This is a genomic window from Tahibacter sp. (assembly GCF_035481375.1).
Lineage (GTDB): Bacteria > Pseudomonadota > Gammaproteobacteria > Xanthomonadales > Rhodanobacteraceae > Tahibacter.
Map to the genome: position 1 here is coordinate 19,119 of NZ_DATIGT010000230.1, position 24,502 is coordinate 43,620.

The following is a 24,502-nucleotide window of genomic DNA, read 5'->3' on the forward strand; positions in this document are numbered from 1 at the left end:
CAGCCGCGAAAGCGGAAGCGACGGGCTCGATCTGGCCGCGCCGGCCTGCTTCGCGTTCGGTGCGCGGTGCCGTCATGGACGCGCATTCCGAAGCCGCGCCGGGCACGGCCAGCGCCTCGATATTCTGGTTTGCGCCTTCTCCGGTACAGGGCGCCGGCAGTGCAAAAGACATCCTGGCCGCGCCGGAGATCCAAGTACGCGCCACGAGCACGAGCGATGCGCTGGACGCCATGGACGCGCCGGGCGCGACACCGCATTCTGGTATGCGCCTGCGGGACTTCAGCGCACCGGACGAGCGGTCAGTCCAAGGTGGCGCGACCGGCGAGCCCGGTTGCGGGACTCATCCTCCCTGGCGCATCGTGCGCGGTCGCGAGCAATTGGGTCCCGCAATGAACAGCCTGCGTAGTCACCTCTTTCTGCTGCTGCTGAAGTACAGGCACGTTTTTCGCGGAAAACTGCGCCGCCCCGTCGTTGATCGAACGACGTCGATTGCGGCATTGCGCGCGCGTGCCGACAAATCGTCCGCGCGCTTTGGCAGTCTGCCGCGCGGCATCGAGGTGGCGCCGGTCTCGATCGACGGCATCGCGGCCGAATGGGTACGTCCACCGGTCGATGGCGCGCGTGTGATCCTGTATTTCCACGGCGGCGGCTACGTGATGGGTTCGCGAGTTTCCCATCGCCCTGCAGTCGCGAACTTCGTCGCCGGCAGCGGTCTGGCGGCACTGGTGTTCGACTATCGCCTCGCGCCCGAGCACCCGTTTCCCGCAGCACTGGAAGACGCGCTGGCGGCTTATTCCTGGCTGCTGGCGCGTGAAACAAGCGACGACATCGTGCTTCTTGGCGACTCGGCCGGTGGCGGGCTTGCGCTCGCCACGCTGCTGGCATTGCGGGATCGCGGCATGCCCCTGCCGGCCGCAGCGGCAGTCATGTCGCCGTGGACGGACTTGACGTGCACCGGCGAGACCTACCAGCGTCCGGATCCGCTGGCACCCGCCGGCTCGTGGCACGTATTCGCACACCACTATTGCGCCGGCCAGGATCCGCGAAATCCGATGATTTCGCCTTTGTACGGCGATCAACGCGGGTTGCCGCCGCTGCTGATCCACGTGGGCGAACGGGAATCCATGCTGAGTGACTCAACGCGTCTGGCCGAAAAGGCGCGCGAAGCGGGTGTCCGCGTCCGCCTGCATGTCGGGCGCGGAATGGTGCATTGCTACCCAGTGTTCTCGCCAAAGTTTCCGGAAGCCAGGAAGGCCATGGACGACATCTGCGAGTTCCTGCGTACCGGTAGGTAGCGCGTGCGGATCGCCAGTGTTGTTCAGGCTGCCGAAAGTCGGTCAGCCGCGCAGGGATCGAATCGGCGGCGGCCGTCAGCCGGAACGGCCTGCTTTCACGATTGCCGCTGGACGAATTCGCCGAGCACACGTTTTGCGGGAACGGCTTGAGTTGCTTACTCGCCGCCGTCGCGTTTCCCGGCGCGGCCGTGAGCCCGGAGCCGGAGGCCGGAATGCGCCACGTCGTCGTGGCGCCCGGGCCGTCTCCATCGCCTCTGACTGACGGCAGCGACGGCTGGGAGAATTTTCGCCTCCCGCGCACCTACTTCGTGCCGGCGCACGCCTTGCGCCTTCATGGAGTACGGCCATGCCTACCGTCCATCTCGGCCGGAAGAACGAGCCCGCCTACCGACTCGAGCGCAGTCCGGATCTCATTGCGGTCCGCACACGCAGCGGGCGCTCGGTCACCCGTTCGACTGCCGGACCGCGCACGGCGGCAGCGGCGGAAGTCGACGACGGTTCGCTCGTGCTCGCGTTTCCCGACGCGGGTGTCGAGGTCTACCGCGTACCGACGACGCGCGGCGCCCGCTCGCTTGCGCAGCGCAAGAGCGCATTGCGCGCGTCACCCGACGTGCGCTTCGCCGGCGGCGTGTTCGTCGACGCGGTCGCCAAGAAGCCGGTGGTCTACACCGAGAACCTGTTCATCAAGTTCACCGATGCGACCGACCCTGACGACGCACTCGCGGTGCTGCGCGACGCCGGACTCGCGGTCAAGCAGAACGTCGGCTATGCGACGAACGCGTACTTCGTCGCGGCGCCCGAGGGCACCGGCGAAGCCGTGTTCGAGATTGCCGAGCGCCTGCTGCAGCGCGACGACGTCGAGTACTGCCATCCCGAGCTGATTCGCGAGCGCGCGATGAAGGCGATCGCTCCGTCGCAGTGGCATCTCGCGAAGACCACGATCGCGGGCCGCGTCGTCGACGCGCATGCCGGTGTGGCCGCGGCACACGCGATCGCGCAGGGCGCCGGTACGACCATTGCGATCATCGACACCGGCATCGATATCGATCACGTCGAATTCGGCGGCGGCGGCAAGATCGTCGCGCCGCGCGACGCGACCGGCAAGACCGCCGATCCGCGGCCGGTCGCCGCGAGCGAAAGCCATGGCACGGCCTGCGCCGGCGTTGCCTGCGCCAGCGGCAGCGACGGTGCGAGCGGCGTCGCGCCGCAGGCGCGGCTGATGCCGATCCGCCTGCGCTCGGGCCTGGGTTCGCAGAACGAAGCCGATGCGTTCAAGTGGGCCGCCGATCACGGTGCCGACGTGATCTCGTGCAGCTGGGGCCCGGCCGACGGCGACTGGTTCGATCCGGCCGATCCGGTGCACGACCAGTTCGCGCCGCTCGGCGCGCAGACACGCCTTGCGATCGACTACGCCACGACGCACGGCCGCAACGGCAAGGGCTGCGTCATCCTGTTCGCGGCCGGCAACGGCAACGAGTCGGTCGACAACGACGGTTATGCGAGCTATGCCAGGGTGATCGCGGTCGCCGCGTGCAACGACCGCGGCCTGCGCAGCGTGTACAGCGACTTCGGCGCGGCGATCTGGTGCGCGTTCCCGAGCAGCGACTTCGGCCACGCGCCGTTCAATCATCCCGAGCCGCTGACGCCCGGCATCTGGACGACGGACCGTTCCGGCGCGCCCGGCTACAACGACGGCCGCGCGTCGCAGGGCGACGTGCGCGGCGACTACACGAACGGCTTCGGCGGAACCTCGAGTGCCTGTCCCGGCGCGGCCGGCGTCGCGGCGCTCGTGCTGTCGGTGAATCCTGCACTGCGCTGGCACGAAGTCCGCGACGTGCTTGCGCGCGCGTGCGATCGCATCGATCCGCAGGGCGGCGCCTATGACGCTGCGGGCCGCAGTTCGAAGTACGGCCATGGCCGGCTCAACGCGCTCGCCGCCGTCACGCTCGCGCAGCCGGAACCGCAGAACGTCGCGGACGTCACGCGCGTGTTCAACGCGCCCGTGCCGGATCTGCAGACCGTGACCTTCACGCTCGATGTCGCCGACGCGACGCCGATCGAGAGCGCCGTCGTGCAGATCGATCTGCGCCACACCTACGTCGGCGACCTCGTCGTGACGCTGCGTCCGCCGGAGGCCACCGGTGCCGGCGCGATCGTGCTGCACGACCGTGCCGGCGGCCCGGCGCACGACATCCGACGCAGCTACGACACGACCGCGGCGCCGGCCCTTGCGAATGTCGTCGGCAAGAGCGGCAAGGGCACCTGGACGCTCGAGATCAGAGACGCCGCGGCGCAGGATTCCGGCAGGCTCGTCTCGTTCGGCGTGCGGCTCGGCTTCGCGCATCCGGACCGCGTCGCGCCCGCTGCGCCGGTTGCCGTCGCGAAACGGGCGCCGGCACGACGCACTGTCGCGAAGAAAGCAGCGGCACGTCCGAAGGCTGCGCCGAGGCGCAAACGCGTCTAGGGCGGACGAGGCGTGAACGACTGCGCGTCGGGACGCCGTTGCGGCGTCCCACGCGCCGGCTTACCGCCGATACACGATGAACGACGTGCGCCGGGCGAGCGTGTCGTAGAGCGAACGCGCCGGCGCGTTGAATTCCTGCGTGTGCCAGTAGACGCGTTCGGCGCCGCGCGCGTCGGCCTGGGCGTAGACCGCTTCGATCAGCGCGCGGGCCACGCGTCCGCCGCGCTGCTCGGGCGCGACGAACACGTCTTCGAGATAGCAGTAGCCGCGCAGCGACCACGTCGACGCATGAAACAGCGCGTTCGCGAAGCCGATCGGCCGGCCGTCCTCGTCGAGCGCGACGAGGCCGACGAGATCGGCGCCTTCGCACAGACGCGCAAAGGTGCGATCGGTGATCTCCGCATCGACCTCGGCCCGATAGAACCGGCAGTAAGCGGACCACAACGGATCCCAGCCGGCGCGATCCTGCGGAATGATGCGGCGTATCGAAACGGACATGGCGACTCCGGCAGATGTGCGGGGCGGGTCTGCATTGAAGCAAAGCCGCGGCGGCCGAGTGCAGGCCAATTCGCTGCGAATCGGCGGAGCCGGAAGTGCGTCACGTCTTCAGCGTCAGCGCGAGCAGCCGCTCGAACATGCCGCGCGACCTCGCGCGGTCCAGCCACCACTGCTGCGCGGCGCCGGTCTCGCCGGTGCGCCACGCGAGATGGAACGTTTCCGCGGGCTTGGGCTCGTCGACGTCGCGGATCACGAGTTCGCGGCGTTTCACCGCGGCGCGCACGAAGGGTTCCGGCAGGAAGCCGAAGCCGACGCCGGCCTTCTGCATCGCGATCTTTGCGCGCATGTCGGGCACGGTGAGCGCGTCCTGTCCGGCGAGCACGCCGACCGTGCGCGGGATCAGCTTGCGTGCCGAATCCGCGACGACGATCGCGCGATGCTGCTGCAGGTCCGCATTCGTGAGCCGTCGCCGCAGTTTCGCGAGCGGATGCGACGGCGCTACGGCGAACACGAACGACAACGTGCCGAACGGTTCGCACAGATGCCCGCCGCCCGAAGGGCCGTCGCCGGCCGCACCGATCAGCACGTCGACGCGGCGGTCGAGCAGCGCCTCCCAGGTGCCGGTCAGCGCGTCCTGTACGACGCGCAGGCGCGTGTGGCGCGTGACCGCGTAAAAGTCGCGCAGGTCGGCCGCAAGCGCGGCCGGGTCGAACAGCGAATCGAGACCGATCGCGAGCGAGGTCTCCCAGCCCGCGGAAACTTTCTTCACGCGCAGCTCGAGGTCGATCGCCGCGCGCAGCAGGTGGCGCCCCTCGGCGAGCAGTTCGCGTCCGGCGGCAGTCAGCGTCGCCTTCGGACCCTGGCGCTCGAACACGCGCACGCCGAGGTCTTCCTCGAGCCGGCCGACGGTGTAGGAAATCGTCGACGGTACCTTATGAAGCGCTTTGCCGGCCGCAGCGAACGAACCGCGCCGGTCGATGGCGTCGAGGATCTGCAGCGCGTCGAGGGACAGTTTCAACATTCGAAAAATTCGATGCAAGGACGGAAAAATACTCGCTTTTCGCGGCGACCGACGGCTCGCATACTGCACGCCGAGCAGGAAAGCCCCGCGAAACGCAGCGTATCAGATAAGCCGCGCGGCCTTTTGCGATATTCGACATTTTCGATCTACTTTCGGGAGAACGCCATGATGCAGATCCGCAGAAGCGAGCAACGCGGTCATGCCGAGCACGGCTGGCTGAGTTCGCGCCACACGTTTTCGTTCGCCGGCTACACCGATCCGCGCCATATGGGCTTCGGCCCGCTGCGCGTGATCAATGAAGACACGGTCGCCGGCGGACAGGGCTTCGGCACGCATGGCCATCGCGACATGGAGATCATCTCCTACGTGCTGCAAGGCGCGCTCGAACACAAGGACAGCATGGGCAACGGCTCGGTGCTGCGCTACGGCGACGTGCAGCGGATGAGCGCCGGCACCGGCGTCATGCACAGTGAGTTCAACCACTCGCCGACGGAGTCCGTGCATTTCCTGCAGATCTGGATTTTTCCGGACCGGAACGGTCATGCGTCCGGCTACGAGGAAAAGCATTTCGACGCGGCGTCCAAGCGCGGCCGGCTGCGCCTGCTGGTGTCCCCAGACGGCCGCGACGGCTCGCTGCGCATGAATCAGGATGCTTTCCTGTATGCCGCGCTCGTCGACGGCGAGGAACGCGTCGAGCACGCGATCGCGCCGGACCGCCGCGGCTACGTGCACGTCGTTCGCGGCGCGCTGTCGGTGAACGGCCAGGTCCTGAAGGCCGGCGACGCGGCGAGCTTCGAGCAGGAGTCCCGCATCGTGCTCGATCGGGCGCAGGACGCCGAAGTGCTGGTGTTCGATCTGCCGTGAGTGCGGCAATGAGTCGGTGAACGCCGTGGCCCCCGCCGCGGCGTTCACCAGCCGAGCGCGAGTTCGAGCGCGGCATAGCGGCTGTCGCGTCCGCCGGCCGCGTGCACCGCGCGGCCGGCGTCGTAGCGCACGATCTCCGCGGCCCACTCCACGTTGGGCCGCAGCCGGCCGTCCAGACGCATTTGCGCATAGGTTGCCGTGTAGCGGCCACCGCGACCCGCGGTGCCGCGCAACGGCACATCGGGCTGCAGATAGACCGCATCGTGCGTCGTGCGCCGCCACAGTCCGGCGAGTGCGACGCTCCCGCGCAGATCCGGACGAAGCGACAGCGTCAGCGACGGTTTCACCTGCACGAGATTCGAATAGCCCGTGTGGCCTGCGAGCGTGAACGAATACGAGCCGTTCGCGAACAGCGGATGAAACGTGCTGACGCCGCCGTCGCCGGCGCAGCGGTCGCCGCTGGCCGTATCGAGCTGCAATCCCCAGCGCGGCGACCTGGCGGTCCGCTGCGTGTAGCCGCCGCGCAGGCCGACCGCCCAGGCGGAGATTTCGGCTGCGCCGACGTGTCCGCGCTGCAGGACCGCTTCGAAATCCCAGTCCCACGGCAGCGCGTCGCCGTCCCAGCGCAGATCGAGGCTGTGCCGCACCGCGCGGCCGACCGCATCGGTGTGACGCTCTTCGTCAGTCGCCAGACGCGCGTAGAACGCGCTCCATGTACCGTGTCGCGCGGCACGTCGCACCGAGACCAGATCGAAGCGCTGATCCCGTGCGGCACGATCGTCGAACGGCCGGCGGCTCGCGTAATCGACGGGCAGGCTCGCGAGCGCCTGCCAGATCCAGCCGTCTTGGTCGCGCCGCAGCGCGATGCCGTCGAAGGCCTGCCGCAGATTCGGTCCGTCGCGCACGCCGAGGAAACGCTGCGGCGCCACATCGAGTTCCTGGCGGCCGAGGCGCAGGTTCCAGCCGTCGCCTTCGCGCTCGACGAGGAACGTGCGCAGGTCGAGCGGATTCTCGTCGGTCGGCGCCGCGACGCGCTTGCCGTGGGCGCGCACGTCTTCGAGTTCGACGCGCGCCTGCCACTGCGTGCCGTGCCATTGCGCGTCGACGCGCAGCCGCTGCAGCAGCGCCTCGTCGCGCGGACCGCGCGTACCGTAGCCAGCGCCGTCGGCGGCTTCGAAACGAAACCGCGCGTTCGCGCCGAGCTCGATGTCCGCCGCTGCACTTTGCGTGGCGACCAGAAGCAGCGTCGCGAGACCGGCGGCCCGCCGCGCGGGACTAACCGTCGCCGTGTTGCCCATGCCGGCCGCGCACGCTCAGCAGGTGGCGCACGAGCGGCGGTTCGGGGCCTTCGTGCAACGCGACGATCTCGCGCTGCAGGTCCGCATCGGCGTTGGACACGCGGTGGTGCTGGCGCAGGTGCTCGGCCCAGGATTCGACGAGAAACCACTCGACGATGCGCTCGGGTTCCACGGCGTCTTCGGCCGCGCCCCAGAGATAGGCACCGTCCCGGCGCCGTTCCTCCGACAGCGCTTCGAGCTTGGCGAGAAATGCGTCGCGCCGTTCGGCCGGCACGCGGTACTCAAGCTGCACCAGGACCGGTCCGCGATCGCGCTCGACCGGCAGCGCGGTCAGCGGTTCGGGCCAATGCCGCGCCGGCGCGAGGTCGACATCCCCGGCCGGCAGGCGCAGGCGATACAGCGCCAGCCCGCTGAGCGCGAGGCCCGCCGCCGCGATCGCGAGCGCGACCGCCACGCCGGCGCGCTGCGCCACGAGGCCCCAGCCGAAACTGCCGGCCGCGAGCGCACCGTTGAACACGGTCAGGTACACGGCGAGTCCGCGGCCGCGCACCCAGTTCGGCAGCACGCTCTGCGCCGTGCCGTTGAGCGTCGTCAGCGCGACGATCCAGGCCGAGCCGAGCACGAACAGCAGGACGACCGCCGTCGCACGCGGCGGCGCGAGCGCGAGCGCGGCCAGCACGCCGGCCGATACGAGTCCGGCGAACAGCAGCAGCCGGTCGGCCGTTGCATGGCCGCGCAGCCACGGCAGCAGGAAGGCCCCGGCGATCGCGCCGACGCCGACCGCCGCGAGCAGCAGGCCGTAGAAACCGGCGCCGCCCTGCAGCAACTGCCGCGCGATCAGCGGCAGCAGCGCCCAGACCGCGCTCGCGAATGCGAAGAAGACCGCGGCGCGCAGCAGCACGCGATGTAACTCGCGGCTGGTCCGCGCATAACGCACGCCGGCGCGGAACGCACCGAGGAACTGCTCGTTGAGCCGGTCCGCCGCTGCGACCGGGCGCCGCCACCAGAGCAGCGCAACGATCACGAACAGATAGCTCGCGACATCGGCGCCGTAGGCCGCTGTGGCGCCGAAGCTCGCGAGCAGCAGGCCGCCGAGCGCCGGTCCGATCGCGCGCGAGATGTTCACGCCGAGAGAATTCAGCGCAACCGCGGCGCGCACCGACTCCTGCGGTACGAGTTCCGGCACGATGGCCTGCCACGCCGGCATCGCGAGCGCTGCGCCGACGCCACCGAGAAAGGTCAACACGGCGAGCCAGCCGACCGTCATCGTCCCGGTCGCCGTCAGCAGCAGCATCGTGCCGCTGACGAGCATCAGCCAGACCTGCGCGAACACGAGAAAGCGCCGCCGGTCGAGGATGTCGGTCAGCACGCCCGCCGGAATCGCGAGCAGAAAGATCGGCAGCGTCGCGGCGGTCTGGATCAGCGCGACCATGGCCGGGCTCGGCGACAGGTCGGTCGCTAGCCACGCGCTCGCGACGTCGCGCATGAACGAACCGGTGTTGCCGACGATCGTCGCCGTCCAGAGCACGGCGAAGGTCGCGTGATGTAGCGGCGCGAAGGCACCGGCGCGCGACGGCGTTGCGCTCATGGCGCGCCGGTTCCGGCTGTGGCGGCGAGATCCAGCGACACGATCAGCAGGAAGGCGCCGACCAGACCGAGGTGCTCGAAGAACGCGTTCGCCGTGGCCATGCGTTCGCCGCGGCGCCGCTCCCAGAAGCGATTTGCGACCAAGGTTGCCGCGAGCGTGAACGCCGCGAGCACGAGCGCTCCGAACCAGCGACGGTAACCCGACAGCACGAGCGCCGCGGCGCCGAGTTCGATCGCGATCGTCAGCACGGCGAGCGGCGCGGCCGGCCGCAGGCCGAAGCGTGCGATCTCGCCGACAGCCGCCGGAAAATCCAGCGCTTTGGCGAGCCCGCCCTGCACGTAGGCGCTGCAGATCAGCGCCAGCGCGAGCCACTGCGCCGCGGCGGCGTCGAGACCGCGCATCGTCAGACCGCCCAGCACGCGCAGCCGAGCGCGCCCCAGAAACTTGCGAGATCGCCGGCCGGCACGGCGCTGTTCCAGGCGTGCGCATGCGCGTGGCCGTGCACGCGGCATGCCGTCGCGCAGCCGCACTGCGCCGCCATCGCGGCCGACGCTTCGGGAGCCGTCTTGCGCCACGCGCCGTAACCGCCGTACGCGCGTACCGGCGACCAGTCCGGCATGGCCGGCGGCGGCGGCGCGTCGTGCGTCGCGAACTCGCCGGCGGCATAGACGACGCGGCCTCCGACCACGGTCAGCAGCGAGGACGTCTGTGCGATCTCCTCGTCGCGGCACGCGAAGAAGTCGCGGTCCGGAACGACGAGGTCGGCCAGCTGACCGGCCTCGATGCGGCCCTTGCGACCTTCCTCGTTGGAAAACCAGGTCACGTGTTCGGTCCACAGGCGCAGCGCCTGCTCGCGGTCGAGCAGGTTGCGGCTCGGATACAGCGACGTGCCGCCGACCGTGCGGCCGGTCACCAGCCATGACAGCGAAACCCACGGGTTGTACGAGGCCACGCGCGTTGCGTCCGTGCCGGCCGACACCTTGAGTCCGGACTCGAGCATGCGCTTGAGCGGCGGCGTCGCCTCGGCGGCGGCGCGGCCGTAGCGCGCGATGAAGTCGTCGCCCTGGTAGGCCATGCGATGCTGCACTGCGATGCCGCCGCCGAGCGCGGCGACGCGGTCCATCGATTTGGGCGAGATCGTCTCGGCGTGATCGAAGAACCAGTGCAGGCCGTCGAACGGAATCTCCTTGTTCACTTTTTCGAACACGGTCAGCGTGCGGGCGATGGTCTCGTCGTAGGTGGCATGCAGGCGCCAGGGCCAGCGGTTCTGCACGAGAATGCGGACCACGGCCTCGAGGTCCTGTTCCATGGTCTCGGGCAGGTCGGGACGCGGCTCGCGGAAATCCTCGAAGTCGGCGGCCGAGAACACGAGCATCTCGCCGGCGCCGTTGTGGCGAAAATAGTCGTCGCCCTGCTGGTACTTCGACGAACGCGTCCAGCGCAGGAAGTCTTCCTTCTCCTGCTGTGGCTTCTGCGTGAACAGGTTGTAGGCGAGCCGCACGGTCAACTGCCCGGCCTCGGCGAGCTGACGGATGACTTCGTAGTCTTCCGGATAGTTCTGGAAGCCGCCGCCGGCGTCGATCGCGCTGGTGACGCCGAGACGGTTGAGTTCGCGCATGAAATGGCGCGTGGAGTTGAGCTGGTACTCCAACGGCAGCTTCGGTCCCTTGGCGAGCGTCGCGTAGAGAATGCTTGCGTTGGGCTTGGCCAGCAGCAGGCCGGTCGGGTTGCCGTCGGCGTCGCGCGCGATCTGGCCGCCGGGCGGTTCGGGCGTGTCGCGCGTGTAGCCGACGGCACGCAGCGCCGCGGCGTTGAGCAGCGCGCGATCGTACAAGTGGAGAATGAACACCGGCGTGTCCGGCGCGACGGCGTTGAGTTCCTTCAGCGTCGGCAGGCGCTTCTCGACGAACTGGTGCTCGCTGAAGCCGCCGACGACACGGACCCACTGCGGCGGCGGCGTGATCGCGACCTGCCGCTTGAGCATGGCCATCGCGTCGGCGAGGCTGCGCACGCCGTCCCAGCGCAGCTCCAGATTGAAATTGAGGCCGCCGCGGATCAGGTGCAGATGGTTGTCGCAGAGGCCTGGCAGCAGGCGCCGGCCATGCAGATCGATGCGTCGCGTCGCGTCGCCGGCAGTCTTCAGGACCGCTTCGTCGCTGCCGACGGCGGTGAACTTGCCCTGCGTGATCGCGACCGCGCTCGCGGTCGGCTGTCGCGGATTCAGCGTCGTGATCTTCGCGCCGTGCAGGATCAGATCGGGATGCATGGAAACTCCTCTGCCGGGATGCTGCAGCGCGATGAACGGCGCCGCGACTGCGGCGCCGATCAACCGCCGGCGCGTCGGATCGGGCGTGGACGCCATGATGCGCCCGAACTCTCGGCTCAGCCGCGCAGGAACGCGAGCAGGTCCTGGTTGAACCGGGACTGATGCGTGACCGGCAGGCCGTGATCGCCGCCGGCGTAGACCGAGAGCTTGGCGCCTTTCACGAGTCCGGCGGTCAGTTTCGACGTCGCCTCGATCGGCACGATCTGATCGTCGTCGCCGTGGATGACGAGCAGCGGCACGTCGATCTTCTTGAGGTCCGCGGTGAAATCGGATTCCGAGAACTGCTTGATGCAGTCGTACTGGCCTTTGAGCCCGCCCTGCATGCCCTGGAACCAGAATGCATCGCGCATGCCCTGCGTGACCTTGGAACCCGGGCGGTTCGCGCCGAAGAACGGCGTCGTGAGTTCGCGGTAGAAATTCGAGCGGTCCGCGAGCACGCCGGCGCGGATGCCGTCGAACACGTCCTTCGGCACGCCGTTCGCGTGATCGGCGGTCTTCAGCATCAGCGGCGGCACGGCACCGACGAGCACGGCCTTGGCGACGCGTTTCGTGCCGTGACGACCCATGTAGCGCACGATCTCGCCGCCGCCCGTGGAATGGCCGACGAGCACGACGCGTTCGAGACCCAGCTGCTCGATCAGCGCCGCGAGATCGTCCGCATAGGTGTCCATGTCATTGCCGCGGAACGGCTGGTCGGAACGCCCGTGACCGCGGCGGTCGTGCGCGATCGCGCGGTAGCCGTTCTCGCTGAGGAACACCATCTGCGCGTCCCAGGCGTCGGAACTCAGCGGCCAGCCATGCGAGAACACGACGGCCTGTCCGCTGCCCCAGTCCTTGTAGTGGATGCCGGTGCCGTCTTTCGTGCGGATCCGATGAGCGGTCGGGGGCGCGGCCGGAGCCTTGGGCTCGGCGGCCTGTGCCGACGAAATGCCCGCAGCGACGGTGGCGACGGCGGCGGCACCGAGCAGCGTGCGGCGTTCCGGACTGGCGATGTCGTTGGCGTTCATCAGTGACCGCCCTCCTGCGCGCCGAACATCGTCTTCGCGTACTGGATGCCGATGCCGTACGAGCCGCCGTGGCTGCGCGCGATGCCGGTCGTCAACGCATAGGTTTCCGCGCGCGCCCAGTCGCGCTGCAGTTCGAGCAGATACTGCAGGCTCGTCATCGGCCGCGCGCCGGCCTGCACCATGCGATCCATCGCGCGGTCGTGCGCTTCGGCCGACACGTCGCCGCAGGCATCGGCGATCACGTAGACCTCGAAGCCCTGGTCGAGCGCCGACAGCACCGGTCCGACGATGCAGACGCTGGTCCAGAGTCCGGCCAGCACCACGCGACCCTTGCCGTGGCGGTTGACCGCATCGGTGATCTGCGCGTCTTCCCAGCAGTTCATGCTCGTGCGGTCATAGACCGGACCCGCGTCGAAGGTGTCGGTGATCTCGGGAAACAGCGGACCGGAGAACGATTTCTCGGCGACCGTCGTGACGATGGTCGACACGCCGAAACCGAGGGCCGCCTTGGACACCAGCGCGGCGTTCGTGCGCAGCACGGTCATGTCGATGGAGTGCACCGCAAAGGCCATCTGCGACTGATGGTCGATCAGGACCAGGGTGTGATCCTGCGGCGTGAGCAGCGTGTTTCCGGGTTTTGGGGTGGCCGTGGGCATGGTCAGGGTTCCGATGGAGGACGTGGCGACGAACGTCGCCCGTCCGCCGAGCTTGCGCTCGACGAGGCCGGTGCCGTAGACCAGAAAGCAGGAGGACGCGGTCCCTCTTTCGGGGGATGGCGTGCAACTATTTCTACAAACTGAAAATGCCGCGTTTGAGTGCGATCGTCACGGCGTGCGTGCGGTCGTTCGCGTCGAGCTTTTCCAGGATCCGCTTCATGTGCGACTTGACGGTTTCCTCGGAGATCGCGAGCGTCGCCGCGATGACCTTGTTCGCGCTGCCCGCAGCGACGCCGCGCAGGATCTCGACTTCGCGCGAGGACAGCGCGTCGTGCGCCGCGTTCTCGGCGATCTGCGCGGCGATTCCCGCCGGAATGCGCTTGCGGCCCGCGGCGACCGCGCGAATCGCATCGAGCAGTTCCTTGCGCAGCGAACTCTTGAGCAGGTAACCCTGCGCGCCGGCGCGCAACGCATGCAGGGCCGGCACGTCGCCGCCGTAGGTCGTCAGCACGATGATGCGTGCCGCCGGGAACTCCGCGCGGATCGCCTTGATCGCATCGAGCCCGTCCATTTCGGGCATCTGCAGATCCATCAGCGTGACGTCGGGACGCAGCCGGCGGAACGCATCCACCGCCTCGCGGCCGTTGCTCGCCTCGCCGACGAGCCGGAGATCGTCCTGGCCCTCGATCACGCCCGCGATGCCTTCGCGCAGCAGCGGGTGGTCGTCGACGCAGAGAATGCGGATGGACGCGTCAGTGTTCATGGGCGGAGCGCCACTCCTGCAGGGCGCGGCGCAGCCGCTCGCGCAGGCTGCCGCGGATCAGCGGTACCACGAGCTCGGCTTCGGTGCCGCGGCCCGCGCCGCTCCAGAGACGGAACTGCGCCGCGATCGCCTGCGCGCGTTCCTGCATGCCGGCGAGTCCCCAATGACCGGCCCTGCCTTGTTGTAGCACGTCCTCGGCGATGCCGCGGCCGTTGTCGCGAAAGCGCAGCCGCAGGTGCCGGCGCGTCCGCGAAATCTCCACCTCGATGCGTGTCGCCTCCGAATGCCGGAACGCGTTGGTGAGCATCTCGCGGCCGATGCAGTAGATCTCGTCGCGCAACGCGCGGTCGAGCTCCGGCATGCGTCCTTCGACGACGACGCGGAATTCCACATGGGTACATTCGGCGAGTTCGGCGCCGAGCGCGGCGAACGCCTCGGGCAGCGCCAGCATTGCATGCGCCTGCGACGCGCGCAGCGCGCGCACGCGGTCGCGTCCTTCGGCGATGACGCCGTCGGCGCGATCGAGCGCCGATTCGAGCGCGGCGCGCGCCGGATCGCCGTCGGACAGCCGGTTCGCGACGGCCTGGAAGCGCAGCACGAGGCCGTGCACGCTCTGCAGCAGCGTGTCGTGCAGTTCGCGTGCGATGCGCTCGCGCTCGAGGTGGCGTTCTTCGAGACGCACGCGCACCTTGTCCGCGGCAAGGCGCACGCGGCGCAGATAGAACACGAGCAGCATCGCGACGACACCCAGCGCGGTCAGCGCGACGAACCAGCGCGTTTCGGTGAAGCGCGGCGTGATCGAGAACGCGAGTCGCGCGCCCGTCGTGTTCCAGACGCCGGCATCGTTCGCCGCCTGCACTTCGAACGCATAGGACCCGGGCGGAATGTTCGTATAGAACGCCTCGCGCCGGTTGCCGGCCTCCTGCCAGCGTTCGTCGAGCCCGACGAGGCGATAACGGAAGCGCACGCGGTCGGGATTGCCGAGGCTCAGCGCCGTGTAGTCGATGCGCAGATCCGACGTGCCCTGCGGCAGCGCGACGCCGTCGCGCGGCGTGAACGCATCGGCACCGCCGCGGATCCCGAGAATCTCGATCGGCGGCGGAACCGGATTCGTATGCAGCTTCGCCGGATCGACGACGGCGAGGCCGTGATTCGTCGCGAGCCAGAGTCGGCCCGCGCCGTCGCGCACGGCCGTGTTGGCGGCTGCCGACTGCAGCGCCACGCCGGGCAGGCCGTCGGCCGCGTCGAACACGCGCGCGTCGACCGGCGCATCGGCGCCGAGGCGGGCGGCGTCGAGTTGATTCGCACGCAGCCGCACGACACCGGCAATGCCGCTGAGCCAGAGATCGCCGTTCGTCTCGTCAGCGATGCCCGTGATGCCGCGCAGGCGCGCCGCGTCGTCGATCCGGACCGCGTGCGCGCGCCCGTCGCGGATCGCCGCGACGCCGCGCTCGCCGCCGACGATGAGACCGGCCGTCGATTCGTGGAGCACTCCGACGACGCCGGTGTATGCGCGCAGGTCATGCGTGGTGCGGCGGTCGTCCTTCCACGCGGCGACCGAGCCGTTCGGATAGCCGAGCCAGACTGTGCCGTCGGAGGCCGCGAGCAGCGCACTGGCGCCGGGCTCGATCCGGCCTTCGCCGAGCCGCGTCCACGCCGCGCCGTCGTAGCGCAGCAGGCCGAGCGCATCGTGCAGGGCGACGAGGCCGCCGTCGGCCATCGGCGCAAGCAGCGCGAAGTCGCCTGCCGCCGGTGCCGGCGGCAGCGCTTCGAAGCGGCCGTCGTCGACGCGATAGATCGAATTTCCGGCCAACGCCCAGACCGTGCCGTCGCGACGCGGCGCGAGCGCGGCGATCCGTTGCGGCAGCGTCGCGAGTGCGCGCGCACCGTTCCCGTCGATCGCATGGAGCGTGCGATCGACCGATGCGAGCACGCCGAGCGCTGGCGACCAGGTCAGTGCATAGCCGAAGCGCTGCACGAAGCGCCCATCGGGAAATGCGCGCACGTTGTTGTAGCGGAAGCGGCTGAGACCGAGATTCGTGCCGACCCAGAAATTGCCTTCCGCATCGCGGTACAGCGGAATCGCGTGATCGGATGCCAGTCCGTCGGCCTCGCCGATCTTTGCCTCGACGTCGGCCGGCGCGAGCGGCGCCGTCGAGGTCGTTCGTGCGCGTATCAGGCCGCCGGTCGCGCGGTCCGTGCCCCATAGGCGGCCATCGTCGTCGAAGCGCATCCAGGCCAGGTGCAGAAACGGCTGCGGCAGCGGCATGCGCGTCGCACCGCCGAGGCGCCGGGTGCCGTAGCGCGAGTCGGATACCCACATCGTGTCGGTACGATCCGGCATCAGCGACGCGATCGCGGCGACCGCTTCGCCGGTGTCCTCGAAGCGCGCTGCGCCGGGGCGCAGCACATGAACGCGCTGCGGGCTGGCGACCCAGAGCGCACCCGCGGCGTCGGCGACGACGAAATCCGCGCGCGTCGCGGGATAGCCCCAGTCGTCGCCGACGCGCAGCCAGCGATTGCCGTCGAGGCGGCTCAGCGCATCGTAGCTCGCCGCCCACAGCCGGCCGGCGCCGTCTTCGGCGAAGCCCATGACCATGCCGGCCGGCGCGCCGTCGGCGGCACCGTAATGCGTGAAACGGCCCGTGCGCAGGACGCTGACGCCGCCGAGGTAGTAGCCGATCCAGATCGCGCCGTCGCGCGCCGTGTAGAGCGCCGTGATGTTGTTGGTCTGCGCCTGCTCGCCCGCCGCCGGAGACACCGCGCTGAAGCGCACGCCGTCGAACCGGTACAGGCCGTGGCCGGTGCCGAGCCAGAGATAGCCATCGTGCCCCTGCGTCAGCGCCCAGATATCCGCCGGTGCGCCGTGCTGCGGCGACCATGCCGTGTGGTGGTACTGCGCAAGATCCGGCGCTGCCGGCTCGCCCGTCACAGCGAATGACCACAGCACCGCGAGCAGGGCGCTAAGGACGGAACTGACACGGCACATGCGGCTGCCCACACCCGCTCCCCGCAACGATCGGACACGAACTGTAGAACGATTCGCGCCGGCGGCATCCCTCTTTTGTGGGATAGCGCAGCCACTCGAACGACGCTAGGCGGCGATACGTGCGCCGCCTAGGCTGCCGGCGTGCATCGACTGTATTCACTCTTTCCGCAGGGACGGCCCGGCCTCGGGCTCATCGCGCTGCGCGTCTGCGTGGCGGCGGGCCTCGGCGCGCTCGCGCCGGCTGCGTCGCTGTCCGGATCCGTCGCGCTGCAGTGCGTGCTCGTCATCCTGATGGCCGGGCTCGCCGGCGGGTTCCTGACCGGCCTGTTGTCGCTCGGCGCGCTCGCGCTCGCGGTGGTGCAGGCGATCACACCCGGCACGTTCGCGCGTTTCGAGCCGGCGCTGCCGCTCGCACTCGCGGCACTCGCGCTCGCACTGCTCGGGCCTGGCGCGTATTCGATCGACGCGTGGCTCTTCGGCCGGCGCGTACTGCGGATACCGCGACGGCGATAGGCGCGCGGGTTGCGGTCACGGGCGGCATCGGACGGGTGCTGCGTGCAGAACAGCAGCATTGCGTGGAAACCGGCGCAGGGCGTTCAGCCCGCCGCACGCCGCGCACTCGGGATTGCGGTGGCCGGCGCGCACGACCTGCTGCTCTGCGGCGCGCCGGGCAGACAGCAAACTGTCGCACGTCAGTGCGGCAACCTTATTTGCAAATCCGACCAGGTGGACGGTGAAAACGCGCTCCGCAGGCGCCCGGTGGCCGCGGACTGCTGACGACGGTCGCTCCGAAACAGTGCTTTCGGCGCGAAGCCAAGCCACGCCTGTGACCTGCGAAATTTCCGACGCCGACGTGCGCGCCTGCCCGATGCGCCTGCGGCGCGCGAACACTACGGTGACGGTCAGCCCATCGACCGGATCGCCATGAGCCTCGCCATCGTCCACTCGCGCGCCCAGGAAGGCGTGACCGCACCGGCGGTCACCGTCGAGGTGCATCTGTCCGGCGGACTGCCGGGCACGGCCATCGTCGGTCTGCCCGAGGCAGCCGTGAAAGAGGCGCGCGATCGCGTACGCGTCGCGATCCTCAATGCGCGGCTCGACTATCCGGGCCGGCGCGTCACGGTGAATCTCGCGCCGGCGGATCTGCCGAAGGACGGCGGGCGGTTCGACCTGCCGATCGCGCTCGGCATCCTCGCGGCGAACGGGCATGTGCCGCGCGCGGCGCTCGTCGAGCACGAATTCGTCGGCGAACTGGCGCTGTCGGGCGAGTTGCGGCCGGTGCAGGGTGTGTTGCCCGCGGTGCTGCAGGCCGCGCGTATCGGGCGTCGCTGCATCGTGCCGCGCGCGAACGGCGCGGAAGCGGCACTCGCGGCGAATGCCGACGTGCGCGTGGCCGACAACCTGCTCGAGGTCTGCGCGCACCTCGCCGGGCGCGGCGATCTTCCGGCCGCCGAGGCGCTGCCGGAAGCGGCACCGTGCGAGCGCGAGGCGCCGGATCTCGCCGACGTGCGCGGCCAGCCGGCTGCACGTCGCGCGCTCGAGATCGCGGCGGCCGGCGCGCACAACCTGCTGCTCTGCGGCGCGCCGGGCACCGGCAAGACCATGCTCGCGAGCCGCCTGCCCGGAATCCTGCCGCCGCTCGAAGAACACGAGGCGCTCGAACTCGCGGCGATCCGCTCGGTCGCGGGCCACGGCAACGACGTGCGCCGCTGGAAGCAGCGCGCATTCCGCTATCCGCATCACACGGCGTCGGCGGCCGCACTGGTCGGCGGCGGCTCGAATCCGCGGCCCGGCGAGATCTCGCTCGCGCACCACGGCGTGCTGTTTCTCGACGAACTGCCGGAGTTCGACCGGCACGTGCTCGAGGTGCTGCGCGAGCCGCTGGAATCGGGCTGCATCGCGATCGCGCGCGCGATGCGCCGGGTCGAGTATCCAGCGCGTTTCCAGCTGGTCGCGGCGATGAACCCCTGCCCCTGCGGCTATGCGGGCGACAGCAGCGGGCGCTGCCGCTGCACACCCGATGTGATCGCGCGGTATTGCGCGCGTCTGTCGGGGCCGCTGCTCGATCGCATCGATCTCAAGCTCGACGTGCCGCGGCTCGCGCATGCGGAACTGCGCGGCGCCGTGCGCGGCGAAACCAGCGCGGTCGTGCGCGCGCGCGTCGTCGCCGCACGCGCGCGCCAGCACGAACGCGCGGGCAAGCCGAACGGCATGCTCGTCAATCGCGAGGTCGAGCGCGATTGCGCGCTGGCGTCGTGCGATCACGATCTGCTCGACCGCGCGGTCGAGCGGCTCGGCCTGTCGGCGCGCGCGTATCACCGGATCCTGCGCGTCGCGCGCACGATCGCCGACCTGGCAGACAGCGCACGCATCGAGTCGGCGCACGTTTCCGAAGCGATTCAGTACCGGCGGTTCGAGCCTGGGTAGCGGCACCGAGGGTGCGCCGGCCCATCGCATCGCGTCGATATGCCAGGAGATACGACTACGACACCGACGTCAGTTCGTCGCGCGCCGGTGCCGCAGCGCCTGCTGACGCAACGCCTCGATCTCCGCCTGCAGCGCGGCGGCATCGCGCGCGCTGACGATGCCGACCGGGCCGTAGTGGCCGCTGCGCACGTCGGCGGCCGTTACGCGCACGCGCGCCAGCAGCAGGCGCATGAACTCGGCGCCGAGGCCGAGGTTGCGCAGATGGTCCTGGATGCGCAGCACGCGCAGCGTGCCGCCGTCGACGACGGCGATGCCGAGCGTGCTGTCGCTGATCGACTCGGCCGAACGCGACAGCACCTGCTTCCATTTGAGTCGCAGCACGAACAGCCGCGGCGGCGGCGCCGCGCCGACCGCGGCGAGCGGGTCGGACAGCAGGATGCCCTGCTCGACGTGGTTGAGCACGCCGGTCTCGGCCAGCGCATCGACGTGGCTGCGCCAGCCCGCGCCCGCCGGCGGCGTGAGTTCGTCGACGCGCACCGCGTCGTTGATGCGCGGCAGATCCAGGCGCATCTCGCAGAACGCCACGAAGCGCGCGCCGTAGGTCGGCGCGCTCGCAGCCCAGGCGATGCGGAACATCGGCGCCCAGCTCCAGTGGCGGAACACATTCATCCAGCCGCGGTTGTCCGGGTGCTCCCAGGTGCGTTCGAGATCGAGGTCGTGGTAGACCGACTCCATCAGCTGCATGAGTTCCTGGCAGAAATAGAAGCAGGCACGGAACTCGTCGCCGACCGGCAGGCGAGTGCGTCGTGCGTGCGGCCGCGGGTCGGCGCCCGTCGTCGTGTCGGCGGCGGCGAGATCGGTCCAGGCCGGATAGATCTGCGCGTCGAGCACCGCGAGCGCGGGCGTGCTGCGCAAGGTCTCGAACAGATCGGCCATGGCCTTGCCGTGCGCGGCGAAGCGCTGCGGCAGTCCCGTGATCGGCGCGACCCATTGATGCCGCAGCTCCACGAGGATGCGTTCCTTGAGTCCCGAGTCGTGCACGCCGAGCGCATCGCGCGGCGCGCTCGCGGGGTCTGCGCCGGCGCGTTCGAGCGCCGGCGCGATCGCCGTCGTCGCGACGAAATCGCCGAGCCGGCGATAGCTCTCGAACTGCGCTTCGTCGAAGAACTGGTCGGCCGTGGACTCGTGCGGAAACGTCGGGTGCGCGCTCGCGTAGTGCGCGACGTCGGTCGGTTCGCCGCCGGTCAGCGTCGGCTTCAGATACAGCAGCGTGCCGATGCTGCCGTCGGCATAGGCGATGCTGCCCACGGCACAGTTGCGCGGACTCGTGCCGTCGCTGCCGCGGCGCAGCGCGCCGACGTCGACGCGGATGTCGGCGCCGAAGTCGACGCGGCACTTGTGCACGGCGTTGCCGAGATCGGCGAACGTGCCGAGCGGATCGGCGCCGGCATCGACGCACAGCACGAAGCGGCAGCGCCGCCGCACGAGTTCGTAGAGTCCGAGATTCTCGAAATGCCCGCCGTCGGACAGGTAGACGTAACGCCCGCCGTCGCGCGTGAGTCCGAGCAGCTCCGCGAGCAGCCAGCCGGCCGAGAACGGCGCGCTGTCGGCGCGCGGCTTCGTCGGATGGCTGGTGTTGGCGAGCCACCAGCCCAGCCGCGCATCGAACAGCGTCAGCAGGAACGTGACCGCGGGCGAGCTGTGATAGCCCATGTTCGGACTTACCGCGGCACCCGAGATCGACACGGCGCTGCCGAGCGTCAGGGCTGCCGCGAGCGGATCGGGCGTCGCTCCCGGTACGGCCGTCGCGCCGGCGCGCACGTCCGGATCGCCGATCGCGTTCGCGCCGGCGCGCGACGGCGGCGGTACGTAGCCGCAGTAGCCCGGCGTCAGGCAGAACGAGGCGGCCTTGCGATCCTGCCAGTCGAGCTGCTTGGCCGCGACGAGATTCAGTGCCGTGCCGACGATCGGATACAGCGGACGGCAGCCGCCGTCGCGTTCGACCTCGACCACGTCGGCCAGCACGATGTCGTCGTGCGGATCGAAGTTCGTGATCGGTTCGGCCTGGCGCTGCGTGTTGCTGGCGCCGAGATAGCAGCGCACGAGCCGGTTGCGATAGAACGCGTTCATGCTGAACTCGTTCACGTTGACCGTGAGTCCGAACAGCAGCCACGCGGCGACCGCGAGGACGGCGACCGCGGCGACCGTGACGGCATGCGTGTTCGCGCCGTCGGCGAGGTAGCGCAGATAGGCGACGAGATCGAGCGCCGCTTCCGGCGGGCGCGCGTCCCAGCCGCCGAGCACGAGCAGCGCCTGCGCGCCGAGGCTGATGCCGACGAGCAGGCCGAGCACGAACACGGCCGGCGCGATCCGCACGAGCCGGTCGATCAGCACCGATCGCGGCTTGGGCCCGCCGCTGCGCTGGCTGTAGGCGAGCATCACGCCCGATCCGGACGTGAACAGCCACGCGGCGACACCGGCCCAACCCGACACGGCGCGCCATTTCTCGCCGACGAAATGCGACAGGTTCAGCAGCAGCCACGGCCCGTAGATCGCGAGCGCGAGCGTCAGCACGACGCCGATCAGCACGAGCCCCGCGGTCTTGCCGCCGACGCGTGCCCAGACCTCGCGCTGCAGGTCGCTGAGCGCCGCGCCCGCGAGTCCGACGTGAATGATGCCGGTCGCGGTAACCGCGGCCAGCGTCACCGCGGGCCCGAGAATGAAGCTGTGCCACAGCGTCGCATCGCTCGTGCCCCACGGCGCGAGCAGGCGCAGCGCGACGACGACGGCGAAGCCGCTGAAGGCCGCCGCGCAGAGCGCCGCGAACAGGAACCGCAGGCGATGCCGCTGCAGCGGCGAACGCCATTCGTCGTCGTTGCGGCGCATCGCCGTCACGACCGTGTCGAATGCGATCCAGACCAGCCAGACCGTGAGATAGAGCGCCGCCGTCGTGACGCCGAGCCGCGTCGTGAGCGGCGCTTGCGGGAGCAGCGCGAGCGACAGGCTGTCCCACGGTTCGGGCAGGCGTGCGAGCCGGCTCAGTCCGACCGCACCGAGGAACGAGCCGGTCGCGAGCGACGCGATGACGCCGAGCGCAGCGAGCGCCACGCCGGCGCGCGGACGCTGGTCCTCGCCGTCGGCCGGCACGGGCCGGTTGGTCTGTCCGCCGATCCAGCCCAGCAGCACCGCGGCGAACACGCACAGCAACGCCGCGACCGACAGCGACACGCCGGGCGCCGTACCGGTCCAGCGCGTCACGAGATGGAACAGCAGCATCGGCAGCAGGCTCAGGGCGAGCAGCAGCGCGCTGAGCTGCGCCTGCACGAGCAGCACGTTGCGCACGAATGTGCCGATCATGCCGAGCGTGTCACCGGACAGCGGCGACTTGCGCGGGCTCAGATAGTTGCTGTACTCGCGCAGATGCTGGATCGGCTGCTGCGGATCGTCGGCCGCTGCAGCGCCCGCGGCGGCGCGGCCGCGCAGGGTCGAGCGCAGCACATCGAATGCGCCGGCGAAACCGCGTCGCCGGATCAGCGCCTGGAGAAATGCGCCTATATAGCCGCCGCCGGAGATCGTCGACTGGTAGTGAAAGCAGCGCAGCAGGTTGTCGCGCGCGAGCGCCTGCAGCACGCCGAGCGCGAACGTCGCGCTGCGGATGCCGCCGCCCGACAGCGCGAGTCCCCAGGGCTCGACCGACGGATCGTGCGTCTGCCCCGGGCGATGACCGAGGATGAAATCGAGTTCCGCGCGGCGCAGCGCCTCGGCGTCGATCTGCACGCCGGCAGCGGGTTCGTGCTCGATGCCTGCTGCGGCTGCGGCCGCGGCCTGCGTTTCCGGGGAAACCATCGTCGTACTCCTCGTCGGCGCGGTGACCGGAGCCTACACCGGAAATCGCAGCGTTTGCCGCGGAGTGCGCAATGTGTGCGTATGGGACGGAATCGGGAATCGCAGGAGCAAGAACGTGCGGCGATCCTCCCGTTCAGAGGCGTGAAAGGCCGTCGTTCGGAACCGTGAGATTCCTGCGGCCTTCCACGCCCGACGAATGCGGACCGCTATCGCCTCAACGTGCCTCGCAACGCTCACGCAGCTTCAGTGCCTTCGCGATGTCGCGCCAGTCGAACGCGCCGACGCCCTGGTCGTCGTGCACGGCATAGAACACGCCCTGCGGGAAGCGCGTCGTGCCGGCCTGGTGCAGCCAGATGCCGTCGGTGTTGGCGACCGTCCCGCCGGCGAATGCGCCGAGGTGCTGCAAGGTGGCTCTGTCGAAAATGTGGAACAGCGAGCGATCCTTGTACTGGTCGGTCATGATCCAGTAGCCGCTGCCGTCGTCGCACTGCCACAGCGCGATGCCCTCGGCCTGCGCCTTGAACAGCCCGAGGCCGAGCGTGCGGTTGCGATAGTGGCCGGACAGATCGTAGTCGCGCACCGACGTGCCGGTCGGCAGGTCTTCCTCGGCGATCAGCAGGCGATCGTGTGCGGGATCGCCCCAGAGCGATTCGGGTACGCGGATAGCGCCGTCCTTGCCGGTGTCGCCGATCGAGGCCTGCAGCGTCGCCGCGACCGTGCCCGAGGAGACATCGACGCTGTAGCGGCGCACGCGGCGACCGAGCTGATCGAGCGGCGGCGGGATCTCGTCGCCGGCCGCGGTCTGGCCGGCCATGTAGGCATCGGTGACCAGCACGTCGTAGCGACCGTCCCTCTCCTTGCGCAGCCAGATGCCGTAGGGCTGCTGCAGCTCGGCGGTGCCGAAACTGCCGAGCGACTCGAATGCCGGTGCGCGCAGTACCTGCACGCGGCGGTTGTCGCGCTCGACCACGAACACGAGGTCGTCGGCGACGTAGATGCCGTTGGGACGATCGAACTGGCCGGCGCCCGCGCCCTGGCTACCCACGCGGCCGTTCGCCGCACCGGTGTCGCCGTCATAGCGCACGAGATAGCCGTTCTTCTTTGCGGTCGCGAGCAGCACGGCTTCGCCGGAAGGACTGCGCCAGAGTGCCGGCGAGTCGACGTTGTCGTCGGGCGTCAGCGGCGTCACGAAGGTTTCGCGGACGGTCACGTGGGCGATGCCCGACGCCGCGAGCATCGGATCGGCCGCGGCCTGCTCGTCGGGCTCGCGCGCCGGCGTCGTGACGGGCGCACTCGTGCAGGCGCCGAACAGGACCATCATTGCCGCGAGCAGCGGCGCACGCAGTTTGCGAAGACTCATGGCAGGTTCCCCCGATGCAAAAGACGGCGCTTATAGCAAAACCGTGTGACGGAACCCTGGCGTATTGGTTACAGCGGTTTTGAAAACAGATTGTCATCGC

General features: G+C 69.7%; 18 protein-coding genes. 6 read left to right on the forward strand and 12 right to left on the reverse strand.

Translation table 11 applies throughout. The features are described from left to right. Nucleotides 1-74 precede the first annotated feature (74 nt). Both VLF18_RS14985 and VLF18_RS14990 read left to right on the forward strand, forming a co-directional pair. A complete protein-coding gene (locus tag VLF18_RS14985) occupies nt 75-1,295 on the forward strand; it encodes an alpha/beta hydrolase (RefSeq protein WP_325280440.1) in 1,221 nt (406 codons plus the stop codon). Between the two features lie 346 nt (nt 1,296-1,641). Then, a complete protein-coding gene (locus VLF18_RS14990; RefSeq protein WP_325280441.1) occupies nt 1,642-3,759 on the forward strand; it encodes a S8 family serine peptidase in 2,118 nt (705 codons plus the stop codon). Between the two features lie 60 nt (nt 3,760-3,819). Here VLF18_RS14990 and VLF18_RS14995 read toward each other — a convergent pair whose 3' ends face one another. After that, nucleotides 3,820-4,257, reverse strand: coding sequence for a GNAT family N-acetyltransferase (locus VLF18_RS14995; protein ID WP_325280442.1), 438 nt, complete (start codon nt 4,255-4,257; stop codon nt 3,820-3,822). Between the two features lie 100 nt (nt 4,258-4,357). Continuing rightward, a complete protein-coding gene (locus VLF18_RS15000; protein WP_325280521.1) occupies nt 4,358-5,275 on the reverse strand; it encodes a LysR family transcriptional regulator in 918 nt (305 codons plus the stop codon). 168 nt (nt 5,276-5,443) lie between these two features. Here VLF18_RS15000 and VLF18_RS15005 point away from each other — a divergent pair, with 168 nt between their 5' ends. Beyond that, nucleotides 5,444-6,142 (forward strand): pirin family protein, encoded by a 699-nt coding sequence (locus VLF18_RS15005; protein WP_325280443.1) that lies wholly within the window; start codon nt 5,444-5,446, stop codon nt 6,140-6,142. 44 nt (nt 6,143-6,186) lie between these two features. Here the strand turns inward: VLF18_RS15005 and VLF18_RS15010 are convergent, their stop codons facing one another. The 8 genes from VLF18_RS15010 to VLF18_RS15045 all read right to left on the reverse strand — a co-directional run bounded on the left by VLF18_RS15010 (nt 6,187) and on the right by VLF18_RS15045 (nt 16,712). Then, nucleotides 6,187-7,440: an alginate export family protein gene (locus tag VLF18_RS15010; protein WP_325280444.1), complete on the reverse strand. Its 1,254-nt coding sequence runs from the start codon at nt 7,438-7,440 to the stop codon at nt 6,187-6,189. Then, nucleotides 7,418-9,028 carry an MFS transporter gene (locus VLF18_RS15015; protein WP_325280445.1) on the reverse strand — a complete coding sequence of 537 codons (1,611 nt, stop codon included), beginning with the start codon at nt 9,026-9,028 and terminating at the stop codon, nt 7,418-7,420. Before VLF18_RS15015 ends, VLF18_RS15010 begins: the two co-directional genes overlap by 23 nt. Continuing rightward, nucleotides 9,025-9,429: a DoxX family protein gene (locus tag VLF18_RS15020; protein ID WP_325280446.1), complete on the reverse strand. Its 405-nt coding sequence runs from the start codon at nt 9,427-9,429 to the stop codon at nt 9,025-9,027. Before VLF18_RS15020 ends, VLF18_RS15015 begins: the two co-directional genes overlap by 4 nt. Nucleotides 9,430-9,431: 2 nt before the next feature. After that, a complete protein-coding gene (locus VLF18_RS15025; RefSeq protein ID WP_325280447.1) occupies nt 9,432-11,294 on the reverse strand; it encodes an amidohydrolase in 1,863 nt (620 codons plus the stop codon). Nucleotides 11,295-11,410: 116 nt separating this feature from the next. Beyond that, nucleotides 11,411-12,361, reverse strand: coding sequence for an alpha/beta hydrolase (locus VLF18_RS15030; protein WP_325280448.1), 951 nt, complete (start codon nt 12,359-12,361; stop codon nt 11,411-11,413). Continuing rightward, nucleotides 12,361-13,017 carry a hydrolase gene (locus VLF18_RS15035; RefSeq protein WP_325280449.1) on the reverse strand — a complete coding sequence of 219 codons (657 nt, stop codon included), beginning with the start codon at nt 13,015-13,017 and terminating at the stop codon, nt 12,361-12,363. The genes VLF18_RS15030 and VLF18_RS15035 overlap by 1 nt, the downstream gene beginning before the upstream one ends. 133 nt (nt 13,018-13,150) lie before the next feature. Further along, complete coding sequence (locus VLF18_RS15040) at nt 13,151-13,780, reverse strand: response regulator transcription factor (RefSeq protein WP_325280450.1); 630 nt, start codon at nt 13,778-13,780, stop codon at nt 13,151-13,153. After that, the gene (locus VLF18_RS15045) at nt 13,770-16,712 is read right to left on the reverse strand and encodes a sensor histidine kinase (protein WP_325280451.1); all 2,943 of its coding nucleotides are present in this window, start codon (nt 16,710-16,712) and stop codon (nt 13,770-13,772) included. The genes VLF18_RS15040 and VLF18_RS15045 overlap by 11 nt, the downstream gene beginning before the upstream one ends. A 198-nt stretch (nt 16,713-16,910) precedes the next feature. Between VLF18_RS15045 and VLF18_RS15050 the strand changes: the two genes are divergently transcribed. The 3 genes from VLF18_RS15050 (at nt 16,911) to VLF18_RS15055 (ending at nt 19,196) form a co-directional block, all read left to right on the forward strand. Then, nucleotides 16,911-17,282 carry a hypothetical protein gene (locus tag VLF18_RS15050; RefSeq protein WP_325280452.1) on the forward strand — a complete coding sequence of 124 codons (372 nt, stop codon included), beginning with the start codon at nt 16,911-16,913 and terminating at the stop codon, nt 17,280-17,282. A gap of 42 nt (nt 17,283-17,324) precedes the next feature. Next, entirely contained in the window at nt 17,325-17,546 is a 222-nt protein-coding gene (locus VLF18_RS23170) for an ATP-binding protein (protein ID WP_414717231.1), read from the forward strand. A 147-nt stretch (nt 17,547-17,693) separates the two neighbouring features. After that, nucleotides 17,694-19,196 carry a YifB family Mg chelatase-like AAA ATPase gene (locus tag VLF18_RS15055; RefSeq protein WP_325280453.1) on the forward strand — a complete coding sequence of 501 codons (1,503 nt, stop codon included), beginning with the start codon at nt 17,694-17,696 and terminating at the stop codon, nt 19,194-19,196. Nucleotides 19,197-19,265: 69 nt separating this feature from the next. Here the strand turns inward: VLF18_RS15055 and VLF18_RS15060 are convergent, their stop codons facing one another. Together VLF18_RS15060 and VLF18_RS15065 are read right to left on the reverse strand one after the other, a co-directional pair. Next, complete coding sequence (locus tag VLF18_RS15060) at nt 19,266-23,042, reverse strand: hypothetical protein (RefSeq protein WP_325280454.1); 3,777 nt, start codon at nt 23,040-23,042, stop codon at nt 19,266-19,268. A 214-nt stretch (nt 23,043-23,256) separates the two neighbouring features. Next, nucleotides 23,257-24,402, reverse strand: a complete 1,146-nt coding sequence (locus VLF18_RS15065) for a phytase (protein ID WP_325280455.1) — start codon at nt 24,400-24,402, stop codon at nt 23,257-23,259. Nucleotides 24,403-24,502 lie beyond the last annotated feature (100 nt).